General features: G+C 48.4%; 19 protein-coding genes and 2 tRNA genes. 5 read left to right on the top strand and 16 right to left on the bottom strand.

Going from position 1 to position 19,887, the window contains the following annotated elements; genetic code table 11:
• Window positions 1-152: 152 nt before the first annotated feature.
• The 10 genes from infB to rlmE form a co-directional block, all read right to left on the bottom strand.
• Window positions 153-2,840 (bottom strand): translation initiation factor IF-2, encoded by a 2,688-nt coding sequence (gene infB, locus OK023_RS00980; RefSeq protein WP_317694329.1) that lies wholly within the window; start codon window positions 2,838-2,840, stop codon window positions 153-155.
• A 24-nt stretch (window positions 2,841-2,864) separates the two neighbouring features.
• A complete protein-coding gene (gene nusA, locus OK023_RS00975) occupies window positions 2,865-4,373 on the bottom strand; it encodes a transcription termination factor NusA (protein ID WP_317694328.1) in 1,509 nt (502 codons plus the stop codon).
• A 21-nt stretch (window positions 4,374-4,394) separates the two neighbouring features.
• Complete coding sequence (rimP, locus tag OK023_RS00970; protein ID WP_317694327.1) at window positions 4,395-4,847, bottom strand: ribosome maturation factor RimP; 453 nt, start codon at window positions 4,845-4,847, stop codon at window positions 4,395-4,397.
• A gap of 218 nt (window positions 4,848-5,065) precedes the next feature.
• Window positions 5,066-5,142 (bottom strand) — tRNA-Met (locus OK023_RS00965).
• Window positions 5,143-5,202: 60 nt separating this feature from the next.
• Window positions 5,203-5,289, bottom strand: a tRNA-Leu gene (locus OK023_RS00960).
• A 66-nt stretch (window positions 5,290-5,355) separates the two neighbouring features.
• Complete coding sequence (gene secG / locus OK023_RS00955; RefSeq protein ID WP_317694326.1) at window positions 5,356-5,691, bottom strand: preprotein translocase subunit SecG; 336 nt, start codon at window positions 5,689-5,691, stop codon at window positions 5,356-5,358.
• A gap of 259 nt (window positions 5,692-5,950) precedes the next feature.
• On the bottom strand, window positions 5,951-7,288 hold the full coding sequence (glmM, locus tag OK023_RS00950; protein WP_317694324.1) for a phosphoglucosamine mutase: 1,338 nt from the start codon (window positions 7,286-7,288) through the stop codon (window positions 5,951-5,953).
• A 7-nt stretch (window positions 7,289-7,295) separates the two neighbouring features.
• The gene (folP, locus tag OK023_RS00945) at window positions 7,296-8,129 is read right to left on the bottom strand and encodes a dihydropteroate synthase (protein ID WP_317694323.1); all 834 of its coding nucleotides are present in this window, start codon (window positions 8,127-8,129) and stop codon (window positions 7,296-7,298) included.
• Window positions 8,130-8,220: 91 nt separating this feature from the next.
• On the bottom strand, window positions 8,221-10,152 hold the full coding sequence (gene ftsH, locus OK023_RS00940; RefSeq protein ID WP_317694321.1) for an ATP-dependent zinc metalloprotease FtsH: 1,932 nt from the start codon (window positions 10,150-10,152) through the stop codon (window positions 8,221-8,223).
• Window positions 10,153-10,208: 56 nt separating this feature from the next.
• Window positions 10,209-10,838, bottom strand: coding sequence for a 23S rRNA (uridine(2552)-2'-O)-methyltransferase RlmE (rlmE, locus tag OK023_RS00935; protein WP_317694320.1), 630 nt, complete (start codon window positions 10,836-10,838; stop codon window positions 10,209-10,211).
• Window positions 10,839-11,171: 333 nt separating this feature from the next.
• On the opposite strand from rlmE, the gene yhbY reads away from it, so the two are divergent.
• Window positions 11,172-11,465, top strand: coding sequence for a ribosome assembly RNA-binding protein YhbY (yhbY, locus tag OK023_RS00930; RefSeq protein ID WP_317694319.1), 294 nt, complete (start codon window positions 11,172-11,174; stop codon window positions 11,463-11,465).
• 240 nt (window positions 11,466-11,705) lie between these two features.
• Here yhbY and greA read toward each other — a convergent pair whose 3' ends face one another.
• Window positions 11,706-12,182: a transcription elongation factor GreA gene (gene greA, locus OK023_RS00925; RefSeq protein WP_317694318.1), complete on the bottom strand. Its 477-nt coding sequence runs from the start codon at window positions 12,180-12,182 to the stop codon at window positions 11,706-11,708.
• Between the two features lie 255 nt (window positions 12,183-12,437).
• Here greA and dacB point away from each other — a divergent pair, with 255 nt between their 5' ends.
• Window positions 12,438-13,868 (top strand): serine-type D-Ala-D-Ala carboxypeptidase, encoded by a 1,431-nt coding sequence (dacB, locus tag OK023_RS00920; protein ID WP_317694317.1) that lies wholly within the window; start codon window positions 12,438-12,440, stop codon window positions 13,866-13,868.
• Window positions 13,869-13,980: 112 nt separating this feature from the next.
• Here the strand turns inward: dacB and cgtA are convergent, their stop codons facing one another.
• The 3 genes from cgtA to rplU form a co-directional block, all read right to left on the bottom strand.
• The gene (gene cgtA / locus OK023_RS00915) at window positions 13,981-15,153 is read right to left on the bottom strand and encodes an Obg family GTPase CgtA (RefSeq protein ID WP_317694316.1); all 1,173 of its coding nucleotides are present in this window, start codon (window positions 15,151-15,153) and stop codon (window positions 13,981-13,983) included.
• A 499-nt stretch (window positions 15,154-15,652) separates the two neighbouring features.
• Window positions 15,653-15,910, bottom strand: coding sequence for a 50S ribosomal protein L27 (gene rpmA / locus OK023_RS00910; RefSeq protein ID WP_004933559.1), 258 nt, complete (start codon window positions 15,908-15,910; stop codon window positions 15,653-15,655).
• Between the two features lie 17 nt (window positions 15,911-15,927).
• Window positions 15,928-16,239, bottom strand: a complete 312-nt coding sequence (gene rplU, locus OK023_RS00905) for a 50S ribosomal protein L21 (protein WP_004955927.1) — start codon at window positions 16,237-16,239, stop codon at window positions 15,928-15,930.
• A 115-nt stretch (window positions 16,240-16,354) separates the two neighbouring features.
• On the opposite strand from rplU, the gene OK023_RS00900 reads away from it, so the two are divergent.
• Both OK023_RS00900 and ispB read left to right on the top strand, forming a co-directional pair.
• Window positions 16,355-16,516, top strand: coding sequence for a hypothetical protein (locus tag OK023_RS00900; protein ID WP_317694315.1), 162 nt, complete (start codon window positions 16,355-16,357; stop codon window positions 16,514-16,516).
• Window positions 16,513-17,484, top strand: coding sequence for an octaprenyl diphosphate synthase (gene ispB / locus OK023_RS00895; protein ID WP_317694314.1), 972 nt, complete (start codon window positions 16,513-16,515; stop codon window positions 17,482-17,484). The genes OK023_RS00900 and ispB overlap by 4 nt, the downstream gene beginning before the upstream one ends.
• A 244-nt stretch (window positions 17,485-17,728) precedes the next feature.
• Here ispB and OK023_RS00890 read toward each other — a convergent pair whose 3' ends face one another.
• The gene (locus OK023_RS00890; RefSeq protein ID WP_317694313.1) at window positions 17,729-18,082 is read right to left on the bottom strand and encodes a DNA-binding protein; all 354 of its coding nucleotides are present in this window, start codon (window positions 18,080-18,082) and stop codon (window positions 17,729-17,731) included.
• Window positions 18,083-18,264: 182 nt separating this feature from the next.
• Between OK023_RS00890 and OK023_RS00885 the strand changes: the two genes are divergently transcribed.
• On the top strand, window positions 18,265-18,525 hold the full coding sequence (locus tag OK023_RS00885; RefSeq protein WP_317694311.1) for a helix-turn-helix transcriptional regulator: 261 nt from the start codon (window positions 18,265-18,267) through the stop codon (window positions 18,523-18,525).
• A gap of 59 nt (window positions 18,526-18,584) precedes the next feature.
• Here the strand turns inward: OK023_RS00885 and mdh are convergent, their stop codons facing one another.
• Window positions 18,585-19,523: a malate dehydrogenase gene (gene mdh, locus OK023_RS00880; RefSeq protein WP_317694310.1), complete on the bottom strand. Its 939-nt coding sequence runs from the start codon at window positions 19,521-19,523 to the stop codon at window positions 18,585-18,587.
• Window positions 19,524-19,887: the final 364 nt, after the last annotated feature.

Genomic DNA, 19,887 nt, shown 5'->3' with positions numbered 1-19,887 from the left:
CCCCGAACAAACTATACCCAATGCTCTCCAAACCTCAACGATGTTGGCTGCCTTAACTCAACCTAGTAGGTTGGATTGCCAAGCTACTAGGTTTGTTCAGTTACGCCTACCTGTGAAGTTGAAGTAACTCGGGTATATGTGTAATACGGCGCTTAAGCGATAGTGCGCTGGATCTCGATAATTTCGAACACTTCAATCATGTCGCCTACGCGCACATCGTTGTAGTTCTTAACACCGATACCACATTCCATACCGTTACGGACTTCGTTAACGTCATCTTTGAAGCGGCGCAGGGATTCGAGCTCGCCTTCGTAAATAACCACGTTATCACGCAGAACACGGATTGGGTTGTGACGTTTGATCGTACCTTCAGTCACCATACAGCCGGCAACCGCACCGAACTTAGGTGATTTGAACACATCACGCACTTCGGCAAGACCGATTATCTGCTGTTTGTATTCCGGCGCTAGCATGCCGCTCATCGCCTGCTTCACTTCGTCGATTAGGTTATAAATAACGGAGTAGTAACGCAGATCCAGGCTTTCTGATTCGATCACTCGGCGCGCAGAGGCATCCGCTCGAACGTTGAAGCCGAGGATGATGGCGTTGGATGCTGCTGCTAGAGTAGCGTCAGTTTCAGTAATACCGCCGACACCAGAGCCCACGATCTTGACCTTGACTTCGTCAGTAGAGAGTTTTTGTAACGAGTCAGATATCGCTTCACAAGTACCCTGTACGTCAGTTTTCAGCACGATGTTAAGTTCAGAAACCTCACCTTCAGTCATGTTCGAGAACATGTTTTCCAGTTTAGATTTCTGCTGACGTGCCAGTTTAACTTCACGGAACTTACCTTGACGGTGCAATGCTACTTCGCGCGCTTTCTTCTCGTCACGTACAACGGTGGCTTCGTCACCTGCAGCTGGAACGCTGGACAGGCCTAGGATCTCAACCGGGATAGAAGGGCCGGCAGATGTCACTTCGCGCCCCAGTTCGTCACGCATCGCACGCACGCGGCCATATTCGAAGCCACACAGAACGATATCGCCTTTGTTCAATGTCCCTGCCTGAACAAGCACGGTAGCTACTGGGCCACGGCCTTTATCCAAGAAGGACTCGATCACCACACCGCTCGCCATACCGCTACGGACGGCTTTCAGTTCAAGCACTTCAGCCTGCAGCAGAATTGCATTCAGCAGTTCATCGATACCAGTACCTGCTTTCGCAGAAACGTGAACAAACTGCGCTTCACCGCCCCATTCTTCAGGCATAACACCGTACTGGGACAGTTCTTGCTTAACGCGATCTGGATCGGCCTCTGGTTTATCGATTTTGTTAACAGCAACCACTAATGGCACTTGCGCCGCTTTAGCATGCTGAATAGCTTCGATGGTTTGTGGCATAACACCATCGTCTGCAGCCACAACCAGAACCACAATGTCGGTGGCCTGGGCACCGCGAGCACGCATAGACGTAAAGGCAGCGTGACCTGGAGTATCCAGGAAAGTGATCATGCCATTCTCGGTTTCTACATGGTAAGCACCGATATGCTGGGTAATACCACCGGCTTCGCCTACAGCTACTTTTGTCGAGCGGATGTAGTCAAGCAAGGAGGTTTTACCGTGGTCAACGTGGCCCATGATGGTCACAACCGGAGCACGCGATTCAGCGGCAGCCCCCGTATCACGATCGCTCATCAGCGCTTCTTCAAGCTCATTTTCACGACGCAGGATAACTTTATGGCCCATTTCTTCGGCAACAAGCTGCGCAGTTTCCTGATCGATAACTTGGTTGATGGTCGCCATAGCCCCAAGTTTCATCATCGCTTTGATGACCTGAGAACCTTTAACCGCCATTTTATTAGCCAATTCGGCAACGGTGAGGGTTTCCCCGATCACAACATCGCGGTTCACTGCTTGAGCAGGTTTGTTGAACCCCTGTTGGAGGGTACTTGGCTTGCGTTTGCCTTTACCACCACGAGTAACGGCGCGAGCTTCTTCACGATCGGCTTTAGATTCAGAAAGCTTGTTACCTTTCTTCTGCTTGACCGCTTTACCGCCTCGAGCACGGCTACGACGATCGCCTTCAACTTTAGCGTCGTTTTCGTCTTCGGCAGCACGAGCGTGCTGAGAGGTGGTTACATGGTAATCGGCAGTTTCAACCTCTGCGATAGCTGCATCTGCTGCGGCCCACTTTTCACCATTCTCTTCAGCCATACGGCGTGCTTCTTCCGCTACGCGTTTGGCATCTTCCTCAACCTTACGGCGCACTTCTTCTTCCGCTTTACGTTTTAGTTCAGCGGCTTCGGCTTCGCGGCGCGCTTTTTCTGCCTGGGCTGGCTTGGTCATTTCGTCGGTCTGTTGGTTGGTCACTTTTTCTTTTTCCGCTGAATTACGCTTAGCAATCTCCGCGGCCTCACGTTTGGCTTGTTCTTCGGCTGCGCGCTTCGCTTCTGCTTCGCGTTTCGCTAGCTCTTCTGCTTCGCGCCTTGCCTGTTCTTCCGCTTCACGCTGTGCCTGCTCTGCCGCTTCAGCCTGTTGGGCTTCCTGCGTATCGCGATTTACATAAGTGCGTTTCTTGCGGACCTCAATTTGCACCGATTTGCTTTTACCGCCGGTGCTCGGAATATTCAATGTGCTGCGCGTTTTTCGCTGCAATGTGAGTTTACCTGGCGCACTGCCGTGTTCACGGTTTAAGTGCACCAGTAACGTTTCTTTCTCTTGCTCGGTAACAGAGTCAGTCTCAGACTTCTTGATCCCTGCGTCAGCAAATTGCTGTACCAGGCGATCAACCGGTGTCTGAATCTCTGCTGCCAGCGATTTTACGGTTACATCTGTCGTCATGCTGTTCCTTCCTGCTACAGTTTATTACGCGTTGTTGCCAAACCAACAGATATTACGTGCGGCCATAATCAGCTCGCCGGCCTGTTCATCACTAAGCCCTTCAATATCAGCAAGATCGTCAACACCCTGCTCGGCAAGCTCTTCCAGCGTACAAACCCCACGCGCAGCCAGTTTAAATGCCATGCTACGCTCAAGCCCCGGAAGGTTAAGCAAATCATCAGCAGGTTTTTGATCGCCCAGGCTTTCTTCCTGAGCCAGGGCCAGCGTGGTCAATGCAGCTTTGGCACGATCGCGCAACGCTTCAACCGTATCTTCATCCAGTCCGTCGATTTCCAACAACTCTTTGATTGGCACATAGGCCAACTCTTCCAGCGTTGAGAAACCTTCTTCGACCAAGACAGTGGCGAAATCTTCGTCAATATCAAGATACTTGGTGAAGGTATCAATGGCGGCATGAGCCTCGGCCTGATGCTTGGCCTGCAGATCGTCCGCCGTCATCACGTTCAGTTCCCAGCGATCATCATCACGATGCTGTTTCAAAAGCTGGGAGGCTAAGCGCACGTTTTGGCCATTACGGCCGATCGCCTGTGCCAGATTGCTGGCTTCAACGGCAATGTCCATGGTGCATCTGTCTTCATCAACCACAATCGAGGCAACATCTGCCGGGGCCATGGCGTTAATGACGAACTGTGCAGGATTATCATCCCACAGGATGATATCAATACGTTCTCCGCCAAGCTCACTCGAAACGGCCTGGACACGAGCACCGCGCATACCAACACAAGCACCGACCGGGTCGATACGCTTATCGTTAGTCTTCACAGCAATCTTGGCACGGGAACCAGGATCACGAGCAGCGGCTTTAATTTCAATCACTTCTTCGCCAATTTCCGGCACTTCAATACGGAACAACTCTTTGAGCATATCCGGGCTGGAGCGGCTAACAAATAGTTGCACACCACGTGCTTCAGGACGCACAGCATAGAGCACGCCACGAATACGGTCACCAGGGCGGAAATTCTCACGCGGCAGCATGTCTTCACGACCAATGACAGCTTCAGCATTACTCCCCAAATCCAGCGAAATACTGTCACGAGTTACTTTTTTTACTACGCCGGTGACAATTTCACCTTCGTGTTGGCGGAAAGCATCAACCACCATAGCACGCTCGGCTTCACGCACTTTTTGTACAATAACCTGCTTGGCTGTTTGTGTGGTGATACGATCAAAGGTCACGGACTCGATCTGATCTTCAATATAACCGCCCAGTTCAACGGACGGATCGTCATATTGTGCAGCCTCTAGCGTAATTTCACGCGTTGGCTGAGTCACCTCATCAACGGCAACCCAACGGCGGAAGGTATCGAAATCGCCAGTTTTGCGGTCAATACTGACACGCACATCGATTTCCTGCTCATATTTCTTCTTGGTTGCTGTGGCTAATGCGGTTTCCAGGGCTTCGAAAATCTTTTCACGCGGAAGGGATTTTTCATTGGAAACAGCTTCAACAACAGCCAGAATCTCTTTGTTCATCCTAGTTGCCTCATACAAACTTTAAAAGTGGGGTACCAGGTTCGCTTTCTGAATGTTACTCAGCGCGAACACTTCATCTTTCCCTTCCACAGTAACCGTGATCATCTCGCCTTCGACAGACTTGATGGTGCCCTGCCACTTACGGCGGTTTTGTATCGCCATTCGCAAAACAACGCTAACTTCTTCACCGATAAAACGCTGGTAGTGTTCTGCAGTGAACATAGGACGATCAAGGCCAGGAGAGGAGACTTCCAAGTTGTAAGCAACAGTAATGGGATCTTCAACGTCCAATACGGCGCTGACTTGGTGGCTGACATCAGCGCAATCATCAACATTAATTCCGTTGTCACTATCAATATAGATGCGTAGTGTTGATTGGCGCGCCCGAATAAATTCGATGCCTACGAGCTCAAAGCCCAACGCCTCTACCGGTGCGGAAAGCATCTCTGTTAACTTTTGCTCTAATGTGGACAAGCCCACCCCCAAGACATAAAAAAAGGGCTTAATAGCCCAGTGATTCTGTTGCCAAATAACAAAAAACCCCGAAAATTCGGGGCTTTGTGCAACTGGACCCTGTTTGCCGCAAAGCGGCTTCGGTACAACTTTCTGTACAAGTGTCATTTTCAAATGTTGTTCGAGAAAATAGGATTTTAATCGAATAGTGTATTTGAAAATAAACACTTACATGAAAGTGGTTGCGGGGGCCGGATTTGAACCGACGACCTTCGGGTTATGAGCCCGACGAGCTACCAAGCTGCTCCACCCCGCGTCCGAAAACGTGGCAAATACTACGCCGATAATCGCAAAAAAGCAAGTTATCTCTGGGATTTGGTACCGAGGATGGGACTCGAACCCACAAGCCCATTAGGGCACTACCACCTCAAGGTAGCGTGTCTACCAATTCCACCACCTCGGTACTGATTCTCACTACTATCGGATCTTGTGATATATCATCAACATTCGACTTCAAACTTTTTACCGCTTACTGTGGGATGTCACTGCTAGGTTTAGCCTGTGCCGACGGCGCAGTGATCTTCTCAGTTTTCACTGGCTGACCTAAATTTTCCCACTCGCTGCCATTCTTGCTTTGCTTGCTGCTCAGATTGCCGAGAATCAGGCTAATGACGAAGAACAACGTTGCCAGAACGGCAGTCATTCGAGTCATAAAGTTGCCCGAACCGGTAGAACCGAATAACGTGCCAGAAGCACCTGCTCCGAATGAGGCTCCCATGTCAGCGCCTTTACCCTGCTGTATCATAATCAAAGCAACAAGCCCGATAGAGATCAGCAAGAAAATTACTAGAAGAGCTTCGTACATAGTTGTACCTCTATCCTTGCGGGTTTCCCGCGTGCCAAATGCTTCTCACTTCAGAGTGTTTGCTATTTTTTAACCTTAAGCAAGCGCTGCATGCGGTTAAAACAGCCTACTGAAGCGGGTTTGAATATTAACCAAAGCCGCCTGAGGGTGCAAGACCAATTTGCAGTCGCCGACGCGTTTGCGGAAAAAAACATCAAAAATGGGGATAATCTGTCACTTATGCAGACACAGGTTACTGTGTCTGCATGAAAACAGGTAATTAGCCTGCCAATTTAACGGCATCAGCAATACGGTGCGCCAATGCTGTAACTTGCTGCTCATCCTCGCCTTCGACCATCACACGGATCAACGGTTCAGTCCCCGATTTACGCAATAATACACGGCCACGCCCCGCCAGTTCAGTTTCTACCTGCTCGGTGACTTTCAGCACGGCGTCTGACTCCAATGGGTTATCTTCACCTGCAAAACGCACGTTCACCAAGATTTGTGGGAGTAATTTCATACCGCTGCACAGGTCGTGTAGACTCATATCATTTCGCACCATGGCAGTCAAAACCTGTAGGCCTGCAACAATGCCATCACCCGTGGTAGTTTTATCCAGCAAGATCACATGACCAGAATTTTCGGCCCCAATGCGCCATCCTAGCTCCTGCAATTTTTCCAGCACATAGCGGTCACCTACCTTTGCACGAGCAAACGGAATACCGAGTTGCTTTAGCGCAAGTTCAAGGCCCATATTACTCATCAATGTACCGACAGCCCCTCCACGCAGTTGCCCCTGACGCAAACCTTCACGGGCAATAATATAAAGGATCTGATCACCATCGACTTGATTACCGAGATGATCAACCATCATTAAGCGATCGCCATCGCCATCAAATGCAAGGCCAACGTGAGCTTGTTCTTCCAGCACACGCTCCTGCAATTGACGAACGTCAGTTGCACCGCATTTCTCGTTGATATTCATACCATCTGGTTCACAACCGATGGCAATCACCGTTGCCCCTAGCTCCCTAAGTACGCTAGGGGCTATGTGATAGGTTGCACCATTGGCACAATCCACCACAATCTTCAAGCCGTTCAGGCTCAGTTCACTTGGAAACGTCCCTTTACAAAATTCGATATAGCGCCCGGCAGCATCAACAATACGGCTGGCTTTCCCTAATTCGGCTGACTCAACACAGGTCAGAGGCTTTTCCATTTCTGCCTCGATGGCTTCCTCAACATCATCGGGTAACTTGGCACCATCGATGGAGAAGAATTTGATCCCGTTATCGTAGAATGGGTTATGTGACGCTGAAATAACGATCCCTGCCTCTGCACGGAAAGTACGCGTCAGATATGCCACTGCTGGCGTTGGCATAGGCCCGGTAAACGATGCAGAAAGCCCTGCTGCGGCAAGTCCAGCTTCCAATGCGGACTCCAACATATAACCGGAGATGCGAGTATCTTTGCCGATAATAATTTTGCGGGAACCGTGGCGCGCCAGTACTTTGCCAGCCGCCCAACCAAGCTTAAGCACAAATTCTGGAGTTATTGGACTGTCACCGACTTTGCCACGTATGCCATCGGTACCAAAGTATTTGCGCTCACTCATGTGTCTACTATCCCCTAGCTGAAAGTGTTGCCTCGACGACTCGGATCGCCTCGACAGTTTCTTTAACATCATGCACTCTGACTATCCTCGCCCCCTGCATCACAGCAATCACTGCACAGGCAACACTACCAATAACCCGTTGTTCAGGGGGCACATTCAACAACTGGCCAATCATCGACTTGCGCGACATGCCGACTAAAAGTGGCAAATCGAAGTGGTTGAATTCTCCCAACCTAGCTAGAAGTTGGTAATTATGCGTTAAATTCTTACCGAAACCGAAGCCTGGGTCGAGCAACAATTTATGTTTTTCTATTCCCACTGACATACAGCGCTCAATATGGTGCTCGAAAAACGCATTTACGTCACCAATCAAGTCGTCATAGTGCGGTGCCTGTTGCATTGTGCGTGGCTCACCTTGCATATGCATCAGGCAAACTGGTAACCCACTTTCCGCTGCAGCTTGCAACGCGCCAGGTTCCTGCAAAGAGCGAACATCATTAATCATATGCGCGCCCACACTGGCAGATGCGCGAATCACAGCCGCTTTAGAGGTATCGACCGAGATAAAAATTTCAAAACGCTGTGCCAGCGCTTCGACTACAGGCACGACACGCGCTATCTCTTCCTCTTCACTTACATCAGCAGCACCAGGACGCGTGGACTCGCCCCCAACATCAATCATTGTCGCTCCGGCAGAAATCAGCGCGTGGGCATGTAGCAGGGCATCATTCAACGAATTATGCTTTCCACCATCTGAGAATGAGTCTGGAGTGACGTTAAGTATCCCCATAACCTGAGGATGGTTGAGATCAAGGATCGTGTCGCGCACGGTTAACTGCATGATTAATTGACCTTAATATTTCCCGTTTTATATCTTTATGAACCAAAAAACCCCGGACTGGCCGGGGTTTCATCTTATTACACAATAGATACTACTTGTCGAGTTGTTCTGAAACAGTGTTACCTGTATTCGGGGCACTCGGCTCATCGACCGACGACGGAGCTTTTGGTGTACCACCGTTGTCGGAATTGTTACTTTTCGTAGCGTCGTCCCAACCTGCTGGAGGACGCACATCTTTACGGTTCATCAGATCATCGATCTGGGGGGCGTCGATAGTTTCATATTTCATCAAGGCATCTTTCATTGAATGAAGGATGTCCATATTTTCCATCAACAACGTACGTGCACGGGTGTAGTTACGCTCGATCAGAGATTTTACTTCCTGGTCAATAATACGTGCCGTTTCGTCAGACATATGTTTCGCCTTGGCTACTGAGCGGCCTAGGAAAACCTCTCCCTCTTCCTCTGCATACAACAATGGTCCCAATTTCTCAGAGAACCCCCACTGGGTAACCATGTTGCGGGCGATCGAGGTAGCCACTTTTATGTCGTTCGACGCACCGGTAGAAACCTTCTCTGGACCGTAAATAATCTCTTCAGCCAGACGGCCACCGTAAAGAGTGGAAATTTGGCTTTCCAACTTCTGACGGCTAGCACTTATCGCATCCCCTTCAGGTAAGAAGAAGGTCACACCCAGCGCACGGCCACGAGGAATAATCGTAACTTTGTGCACAGGATCGTGCTCAGGAACCAAACGGCCAATAATAGCGTGACCCGCTTCGTGATAAGCAGTCGACTCTTTCTGCGCTTCGGTCATCACCATGGAGCGACGTTCTGCCCCCATCATGATTTTGTCTTTAGCCTTTTCAAACTCGACCATTGACACAACCCGTTTGTTGCCACGCGCAGCGAACAATGCGGCTTCATTAACCAAGTTTGCCAAGTCAGCACCAGAAAACCCTGGTGTACCACGCGCAATCACAGAGGCGTCAATATCTGTCGCCAACGGCACACGACGCATGTGCACTTTGAGGATCTGCTCACGGCCACGTACATCAGGCAGGCCTACAACAACCTGACGGTCGAAACGGCCTGGACGCAACAATGCAGGATCAAGAACATCAGGACGGTTAGTTGCAGCAATAACGATGATACCTTCGTTGCCTTCAAAACCATCCATTTCAACCAGCATCTGGTTTAGCGTCTGCTCACGCTCATCGTGACCACCGCCAAGACCCGCACCACGTTGACGCCCTACGGCATCGATTTCATCGATGAAGATAATGCATGGAGCGGCTTTCTTTGCTTGTTCAAACATGTCACGTACGCGGGACGCACCGACACCTACGAACATTTCAACAAAATCAGAACCTGAAATGGTGAAAAATGGCACTTTGGCTTCGCCGGCAATCGCTTTTGCTAACAGTGTCTTACCAGTACCTGGCGGGCCAACCATCAGCACCCCTTTGGGGATCTTACCGCCCAGTTTCTGGAATCTGCTTGGCTCACGCAGATAATCCACCAGTTCGCTCACTTCTTCTTTTGCTTCATCACAACCAGCAACATCGGCAAAAGTGGTTTTAATCTGGTCTTCTGTCAGCATACGGGCTTTGCTTTTGCCAAAGGACATTGCACCTTTGCCACCGCCTCCCTGCATTTGACGCATAAAGAATATCCAGACACCAATCAGCAACAGCATTGGGAACCAGGAAATAAAGATGGAAGCCAGCAAACTCGGTTCTTCCGGTGGTTCACCGACAACTTTGACATTCTTGGTCAACAACGTATCAAGCAACTTCGGATCGTTGACCGGGATGTAGGTCGTGTACTTGTTGCTGTCTTTACGTATAACGTTAATTTCACGCCCATTAATGCGCGTTTCACGAATCTGATCTTGGGTCAGTTCGGACATGAAGGTAGTATAATCCACCCTACGGCCATTAGACTCGCTGGGCCCAAAGCTCTGGAATACAGACATCAACACTACCGCGATGACTAACCAGAGAATTAGGTTTTTCGCCATGTCACTCAAGGGATTAACCTCATATTACAACTGTGTTAACAAACAGCGTTAGGGTACTACAGTTTCCGCCCCGTCGCTACAATGTACACTTCGCGCGAACGTGCGCGGGAAGCGTCAGGCTTACGAATCTTAACCTTCGTAAACAGGGAGCGAATTTCCCGTAGGTACTCGTCAAAACCATCTCCCTGGAACACCTTTACCAGAAAACTACCGCCTGGTGCGAGAACATCACGACACATTTCCAGTGCTAACTCTACCAGATACATCGATCTCGGAATATCGACTGCCGGGGTGCCACTCATGTTAGGGGCCATGTCAGACATGACTACCTGAACTTTACTTTCACCTACACGTTCCAACAGTGCTTTAAGAACCAGTTCATCACGAAAATCGCCCTGAAGGAAATCGACGCCAACAATTGGATCCATAGGCAAAATATCACAGGCAATGATACGCCCGTTACTACCAATCTGTGTTACCACATATTGTGACCAACCGCCCGGTGCTGCCCCCAAATCAACGACGGTCATTCCGGGCCTAAACAGCTTGTCACTTTGCTGTATTTCATCAAGTTTAAACCAGGCTCGAGAACGCAGCCCTTTTTTCTGCGCCTGTTGCACATATTTATCGCTAAAGTGTTCTTGTAGCCAGCGACTGGAACTGGCCGAACGCTTTTTATTTGCCATCTCGTTTTCCAACTATCCTAAAAAGAGCCTTATGCCCGCTTTCTTTCGAGCTGCAGGTTATTGGCCGCATTAGGTGGCCGAACCGTGCTCCCGCTTCTTCTGGGCTGCAGCAAGTAGCTTAAAAGATCTGTTACCGACGGATTGACCACTATCCCCAATCACTGACAGGAGTCAAGCGCCAGAGGATAGTTGACACGGTTGCGACTTGAAACCCATAAGGTAAACCAGATGTGCTACTCACGTAGACTCCATTCGGTGCAGACCGATTTGGTGATACACATGAGATGGCGGTAGAATGTACCGTTTTCAATCCCAACTTAAGCAAAAAAGACAATGAATCTGAATAATAAACAAAAACAACACCTGAAAAGCTTGGCACATCCGTTGAAACCGGTTGTCATGCTGGGTAATAACGGCCTCACCGAAGGGGTGCTGGCTGAAATCGAGCAGGCTCTAGAGCATCATGAGCTAATCAAAGTAAAAATCGCTGCTGAAGATCGCGAGACCAAAACCCTGATAGCCGACGCTATTGTACGTGAAACAAGTGCCTGTAATGTACAAGTGATAGGCAGTACAGTCATCCTTTACCGCCCGTCTAAAGAACGCAAGATCACTTTACCGCGCTAATCAAAAGCCAACTTTCACCCTAAATAATTCGAGTTGCAGGAAGGCAACAAGCTCGTGAATCCCCAGAAGCATAGGTGACTATGTGAACGGGGGTGAGCGAGTGTAGTCAACACACCTGCGCGTCGAAATATGACAAGTATGGCGAAAGGTGCCATGCACCGACACCAGATAAAAGGCCGCAAGCGGCCTTTTTCTTTTCTTTACAAAACTCTGCCGAATATCTAACCATCACGTTTAGAATTAAAGATATTCCACCTTCAGGATTTCATATTCTACATCACCACCTGGCGTTTTGATGATTGCTACATCATCCTGCTCTTTGCCAATCAGACCACGTGCCATCGGGGAGTTAACAGAAATAAGATTTTTTTTAAAATCAGCTTCATCATCACCGACAATACGGTACGTTACCTCATCTTCGGTCTCCAAGTTCATGACCGAGACGGTAGCACCAAAAATCACGCGGCCAGTATTTGGCATTTTAGTGATATCGATCACCTGCGCATTAGACAGCTTGGCCTCTATTTCCTGAATACGCCCTTCACAAAAGCCCTGCTGCTCCCTAGCTGCATGGTATTCGGCATTCTCTTTCAGATCGCCATGTTCACGCGCGTCTGCAATATCTGCAATAATTTTTGGGCGACGCACGCTTTTCAAATATTCAAGCTCTTCACGCAACTGTTCTGCGCCAAGCAAAGTCATCGGTATCTGTTTCATCGTTTAACTGCCTCTAAATCTTTCCGGTACAAATAGCCGTCATCCTGACGTGTTCGTATGAAAATACGGTGAGCGTCGCGCCCCCGTCTCTAAGCGATAAATAAAAGAAGCCTAACCCGGAAATGCCTCCAAGTCAGCGTCGATTTTGCATTTTGATACGCATTTTAGCGTAGAGTTCCTTAAGGGTCATCGTTTACTTTATCCCTTAATACACCGTAGTATGGCAGCACGTTATCCAGCTGTTAGCCAGAGATTATGCGTTTTTCACGAATTGTAGGTGCCTTGGCTTACGTATTTGTTCTTAATGCAAATGCGACCCCGGTCGAAGATTACACACAATATTTGCCTGATGGGGCCAACTTGGCCATGATAGTCCAGAAGATTGGTGCATCGGCACCGACCATAGATTATCACTCTCAGCAAATGGCGTTGCCGGCCAGTACTCAGAAGGTTCTCACTGCACTGGCAGCACTATTGCAGCTTGGGCCTGATTATCGATTCAAGACAACGTTAGAGAGCCATGGCAACATCACGGATGGCGTGTTGCACGGTAACCTTGTCGCGCGTTTTAGCGGAGATCCAACCTTCAAGCGCCAAAGCCTGCGCGATATGGTAGCGGTTCTTAAGAAACAAGGAGTCAATGAGATCACTGGAGATGTCCTGGTAGATACTTCTGTGTTTGCCAGCCACGATAAAGCCCCTGGTTGGCCATGGAACGACATGACCCAATGTTTCAGTGCACCACCGGCCGCAGCAATTGTAGATCGCAACTGTTTCTCTGTTTCACTCTACAGTGCGCCAACTCCGGGTGAAATGGCGTTTATTCGTGTTGCTTCTTTTTATCCCGTCAACATGTTCAGCAAAGTGAGAACGCTAGCCAAGGGTTCTGCAGAAGCACAATACTGCGAACTCGATGTCATTCCCGGAGAATTAAACCGTTTCACACTCACAGGATGCCTCACACAACGCAGTGAGCCTCTACCGTTAGCATTTGCTATCCAGGACGGTGCCAGCTACGCCGGAGCTATCCTGAAAGATGAACTGACCAAGGCAGGGATCCAGATCGGTGGCAATCTTAAGCGTCAAACAATTCCTGGAACAACGGGAACCGTCATTGCACAGACAGAATCTGCTACGCTGCATGAACTACTGAAAATTATGCTTAAGAAGTCGGACAATATGATTGCCGATACAGTATTTCGCACTATTGGCCACGAGCGTTTTGGCGTACCTGGCACCTGGCGAGCGGGTTCTGATGCGGTACGACAGGTATTGCGTCAAGCCGGTGTGGATTTGGGTAACAGTATCGTCGCAGATGGTTCGGGCCTGTCGCGCCATAACTTGCTAGCTCCTGCCACGATGATGCAAGCATTACAATATATCGCTCAGCACGACAACGAACTCAATTTTATCTCCATGCTTCCCCTGTCAGGTTATGACGGCACTCTGCGTTATCGGGGTGGCCTTCACGAAGCCGGGGTCGATGGCAAAGTGTCTGCCAAAACTGGAGCTCTACAGGGAGTATATAACCTGGCTGGCTTTATTACTGCGGCCAGCGGTCAACGGTATGCTTTTGTCCAATATCTGTCTGGATATGCTGTTCCACCTGAAGATCAGAAACAGCGGCGAGCACCGTTAGTACGCTTCGAAAGTCGGCTCTATAAAGATATTTATCAGAATAACTAAAGATAATGCCCTTTAAATATTCGGGTATTCAGCGACTAGACCAAGTGTAGTGATAGCCTATCTAAAAAAGAAGAACCCGCTGCAAAGGGGTTCTTCTTTTTCAAGAACAGAATTACTTCTGATAGATGATTTCGACGCCTTCGTCGTCATCTTCGTCCCAGTCATCATCCCAATCGTCTTTCGCTTCAGCTTCCACCTCAGCAATTTGTTCACGGTGGTAATCATCCCACATGAACTCAACTTTTTCCGGCTCACTCTCTTCAATAGCCATGGCTTTGGGTTGGGTATTAATGAAATTCATTACATCCCAACACAGCGCATTGACGCCCTCTCGATTCGCGGCAGAGATCATGTAGTACTTACCTTCCCACCCCATGCCCTCTACAATTGCCTTGGCACGCTCCGCTGCTTCCTCTTCGTCCAGCAGGTCCACTTTATTGAAAACCAGCCAGCGTGGCTTCTGAGAGAGATTTTCGCTGTATTGAGTAAGTTCATTGATGATGATCTTGGCATTCTCTACCGGATCGGATTCATCGATAGGTGCGATATCCACCAAATGCAGCAGTACACGACAACGCTCAAGATGTTTCAGGAAGCGCACTCCCAGACCAGCGCCTTCGTGAGCCCCTTCGATCAAACCAGGAATGTCCGCAACCACAAAACTCTGTTCATGGTCCATGCGCACAACGCCAAGGCTTGGTACCAAGGTAGTAAAGGGGTAGTCGGCAACTTTGGGTTTCGCTGCAGATACTGCACGAATGAATGTCGATTTACCGGCATTCGGTAAGCCCAACATACCAACATCAGCCAACAGCAACAGTTCTAGCAAGATATCGCGCATCTCACCTTTGGTGCCTAATGTTTTCTGACGCGGAGCACGGTTTACCGAAGATTTAAAACGCGTGTTACCCAGACCATGCCACCCCCCTTTAGCAACCAATAGGCGTTGCTGATTCCGAGTCATATCCCCTAGGATCTCACCCGTTCCCTGATCCCTAACACGCGTACCAACTGGCACCTTAATCACCACATCTTTGCCACGTTTACCTGTGCAGTCGCGGCTCTGGCCGTTCTGACCACGTTCGGCACGGAAAGATTTTTCAAAGCGATAATCAATCAGAGTATTCAGGTTTTCGTCTGACAGCAGATAGACGTCACCGCCATCACCGCCATCACCGCCATCCGGTCCCCCGTTCGGGATATATTTCTCACGGCGGAAACTGACACAACCATTACCGCCATCCCCTGCAACGACCAGGATCGTCGCTTCATCTACAAACTTCATCTACCGTCTCCGTAAATAATCAATTTCGCATATCCATTTGTTAAAAATGGATTTTATCTCTCTTTTGCCTGCATCATTTTCACAAAAGTGATACACGTAGTGATATACGGGACTTCGCACAAACACGAACGCACCAGAACAGGCGTGAACAAGGGGCGGATTGTACTCGCATAAAGGCCAAATTTCACCTTGTATTAAAAACGTACAACAAGCCAGCTAAAGAGGGCCTTTTCATGGCTTCATCATTATTCGCTAAACGCCTAAGATTATCCTAGCTCCAGTATTAAAGCGCTTAGCTAGTATCTCTGTACAGTGCACTCACATCGCCGGATACAAGCAGAGCAAACCTCAAGGACTAAGATGTCTCTAATCCTCAGAAGCATGGATCAGCTCCATAACCGGGAAGAGCGTATATAGCCAGGAACATTGAGAGGGCATGAATGCAAAAAGCCCCGCAACGAGTTGCAGGGCTTATATCTATTTAGTAAGGCTCGAAAAATTATTCAGCTTCGATGCTGATAAATTTACGATTGCTCGGGCCTTTAACTTCGAATTTGACTTTACCGTCTTTCAAAGCAAACAGAGTGTGGTCTTTGCCGCAACCTACGTTAGTACCTGCGTGGAATTTAGTTCCGCGCTGACGGACGATGATGCTGCCTGCCAATACTGCTTCGCCGCCAAAGCGTTTTACGCCCAGACGTTTAGCTTCTGAATCGCGACCGTTACGAGTCGAGCCGCCAGCTTTTTTGTGTGCCATTAATCCGCTCTCCTAACTTAAGCGCTGATGCCGGTGATTTTAACGTCAGTGAACCACTGACGGTGGCCCTGCTGCTTACGGTAGTGCTTACGGCGACGAAATTTAACAATCTTAATCTTTTCGCCACGACCGTGAGCAACGACTTCAGCTTTTATCTTACCGCCATCGACGAAAGGAACGCCGATTTTGATATCTTCGCCATTAGCGATCATCAGAATCTGGTCAAACTCAACCGCTTCACCAGTTGCGATGTCCAGCTTTTCCAAGCGAACGGTTTGACCTTCGCTTACTCGGTGTTGTTTACCACCACTTTGGAAAACCGCGTACATATAAAACTCCGCTTTCCGCGTGCTCACTTATTTAAGTACAGAGCGCGCTATAAATATTCACAATAGGGCGCGAATTCTACGCAATAATCCCGCTCATGACAAGAGCATAATGGGGATGCAAGATGAAAAAGAAGAAAAAAAACACAGTTTCTTTCCTGACGTTTATCTGAGCCGTTTTTCAAGTACAATCAAACTGACAGTTACCGCCATCTACCGAGATATGAGCCGCGATCTCATCGCGATAAATAGAGAAACACAGCCGAAAGAAATACAATGAACCTAGAACAAATTACTGAGTTAACCGCGCAAGATATGGCGGCCGTGAACGCAAAAATTCTTGAACAGTTAAGTTCTGATGTCACGCTCATCAATCAACTTGGCTACTACATTATCAGCGGTGGCGGTAAGCGCATTCGTCCGATGATTGCCGTTTTGGCAGCTCGGGCACTGCACTACCAAGGTGATAAGCATATTACCGTGGCTGCCCTGATTGAATTCATCCATACAGCAACGTTGCTGCATGATGATGTAGTGGATGAGTCAGACATGCGTCGAGGCAAAGCAACAGCCAACGCAGCGTTTGGCAATGCCGCCAGCGTGCTAGTTGGCGATTTTATTTACACTCGCGCTTTTCAGATGATGACCAGCTTAGAATCGCTTCGTATATTGGCGGTGATGTCCAATGCAGTCAATGTGATCGCCGAAGGTGAAGTGCTGCAATTGATGAATGTGAACGATCCAAACATTACCGAAGAGAACTACATGCGGGTTATCTATAGTAAGACTGCCCGCCTGTTTGAAGCAGCTGCACAGTCTTCCTCGATCTTGGCAGGGGCCAATTCGGTAGAAGAGAAGGCTCTGCAAGACTATGGACGCTATCTCGGTACCGCATTCCAGTTGGTGGATGATCTACTCGATTACAGCTCAGATGGCGTTACTTTGGGTAAGAATACCGGTGATGATCTGAATGAAGGTAAACCAACATTACCACTGTTACACGCGATGCATAACGGCAATACGGAGCAATCCGCCATGATCCGTGCCGCGATTGAGCAGGGAAATGGCCGTCATCTTCTGGAACCGGTTCTGGCTGCCATGCAAGAGTGTGGTTCACTCGCTTACACACGGCAACGTGCGGAAGAGGAAGCAGATAAAGCAATTGCCGCGTTGCAAGCACTACCTGAGTCAACTTATCGTTCTGCACTGGAAGGATTAGCACACCTTGCGGTACAGCGTAACTTTTAAGAAATTATAATTTCTTAAAATTTAAATAAGCCTGCGATGCAGGCCTATTCTTTCTCGTTTCTCATCAATTTCAACATAATTGCAACTTCTTTTGCCATAAAGCCCTGGATGTTCGGGTATGAGTATTACCCTTCCCCTTGTAAACACACCCGATACTCTTTTTTCAACGTTTCAAGCAAGGTAGGGATCGGATAAAGAATGAAAACGTTGCTCTCAGAGCGGCAAATTTTTGTTAAGCACCATGCTATTTACTCTTTTCGGCAATCCAGGTTAGTAAGCTACTGACACCTTCACGCATCAAATACGCTATCAATAGCCCCCGTTCACTGTCTGAAAGGTGGTAATAGAACTCAATCCATACCGCTAGCGGATCCTGACGTTCAGTTTCATAGGCTGCAGGGTCTTCTCGTAATACCAACAGGTTTTTAACGCTAGCAGGCAAGCTTTCAACATGGTATTCCAGTGCCTTTCCCTGAACACCTTTACGACGGCGGCTAACCCAGCCTTCGCGTCGGGCCATTAGGTTGATTCCTTGTGTGGAGGAAGGCAATCCTGCGATGCCTATAAGCTCCTTGGCAGCAAACCACTCGTTTTTCATAGCCATTATCTCGGGACAATAGTGTGGCAGTACGCATTTTCTAGAAACCTTAAGATATTTTTTAGAAACTTAATGGTATTCTGGTTTCTGAATAAGCATTTCATGTTGTTCAAACGATTAATTCTGACTTGTTAGTTATACCACTAACAGAACTTTCTCTAACCAAAAAAAGGAATGTAAATATGAATTCACGGAACGCAGATTGGCATCCCGCAGACGTCATTGCCGCATTAAAGAAAAGAGGCACTACATTGGCAGCCGTTTCACGTGGGGCTGGGCTGAGTTCGTCCACGCTTGCCAACGCGCTATCGCGCCCATGGCCTAAAGGAGAGTGGTTGATTGCAGATGCACTAGACGTTCATCCGGCAGAGATTTGGCCAAGCAGGTATTTTGATCCGCACACGCATCATCTTCTGGATCGGAAAAGTCGGATAAAATCATGAAAAAAAAGCCGCCGGAATTCATTCCGGCGGCTTATGTGTACTTAGTTGTAAAGAGGGTGTTAGTTATTGATAAATTTTTCGCCTAATTCGATATCGTTGTGCAAAACATCCAACATCGCATTCAGCGCTTTTTGTTCAAAGGCACTGAGTGTTCCAATATCTTGGCGTTCTTCTATACCATTCTTACCCAACAATAGTGGCTGAGCGAAGAAGCGAGCATATTTGCCGTCCCCTTCAACATATGCACACTCAGTCACACCCTTTTCACCACTCAACGCACGAACCAGGGACAGACCGAAACGCGCGGCCGCCTGCCCCATAGATAACGTTGCTGATCCCCCTCCTGCTTTGGCCTCAACCACTTCGGTACCCGCGTTCTGGATACGCTTGGTTAAATCGACCACTTCCTGCTCAGTAAAGTTGACACCGGGTATCTGTGAAAGCAACGGCAGAATCGTCACACCAGAATGACCACCGATGACTGGCACATCCAATTCTTCCGGCTGTTTGCCTTTTAGCTCGGCCACGAAGGTGTTAGAACGAATGATATCCAGTGAGGTTACACCAAACAGCTTGTTCTTGTCGTAAACGCCCGCTTTCTTCAATACTTCGGCAGCAATAGCAACGGTGGTATTTACAGGGTTAGTGATGATACCGATGCACGCTTTAGGACAAGTTTTAGCCACCTGTTCGATCAGATTACGTACGATACCGGCGTTTACGTTAAACAGATCTGAGCGATCCATACCTGGCTTACGGGCGACACCTGCAGAGATCAACACCACATCTGCACCGTGCAACGCTGGGGTAGCATCTTCTCCGCTGAACCCTTTGATTTTAACCGCAGTTGGGATATGACTTAGGTCAACGGCAACCCCTGGGGTAACAGGAGCAATGTCGTAGAGGGAGAGTTCTGAACCTGAAGGAAGCTGGGTCTTGAGTAGAAGAGCGAGGGCTTGGCCAATACCGCCAGCAGCACCGAGAACTGCAACTTTCATCCTATACTCCTTTATTATTTCAAATATAAAAGCGCCGTGAAATTTATGGATTCGGACCTTAATTTATCACACCTTTAAAAACAACCTATTAACAGTCCATTTTAGATCTGGCGCAATAAAATGGCCGATTTCGCTGCCATTCTAGATTAATTAGCTCATGCATTAACGATATAGCGCACATTAATCGAAAACAGTAAAAAGTTCTTCACAGTCACGTTAACCGACAAGTTACATTACACCGTTACATAACATCAGAACAATATCATTTTAACAACATTTTATTTACTAGAAAACCGCACCACCTACTTGATTAAAAAGCATATTCGTCAATTCGTGATTTTGTTAATATAGCTTTTTATACGTA

This window comes from Serratia sp. UGAL515B_01 (assembly GCF_033095805.1).
In the GTDB taxonomy this organism is placed as follows: Bacteria; Pseudomonadota; Gammaproteobacteria; order Enterobacterales; family Enterobacteriaceae; genus Chania.
Note: the sequence above shows the minus strand (reverse complement) of the source record. Positions and strands in the feature narration are given on the sequence as shown.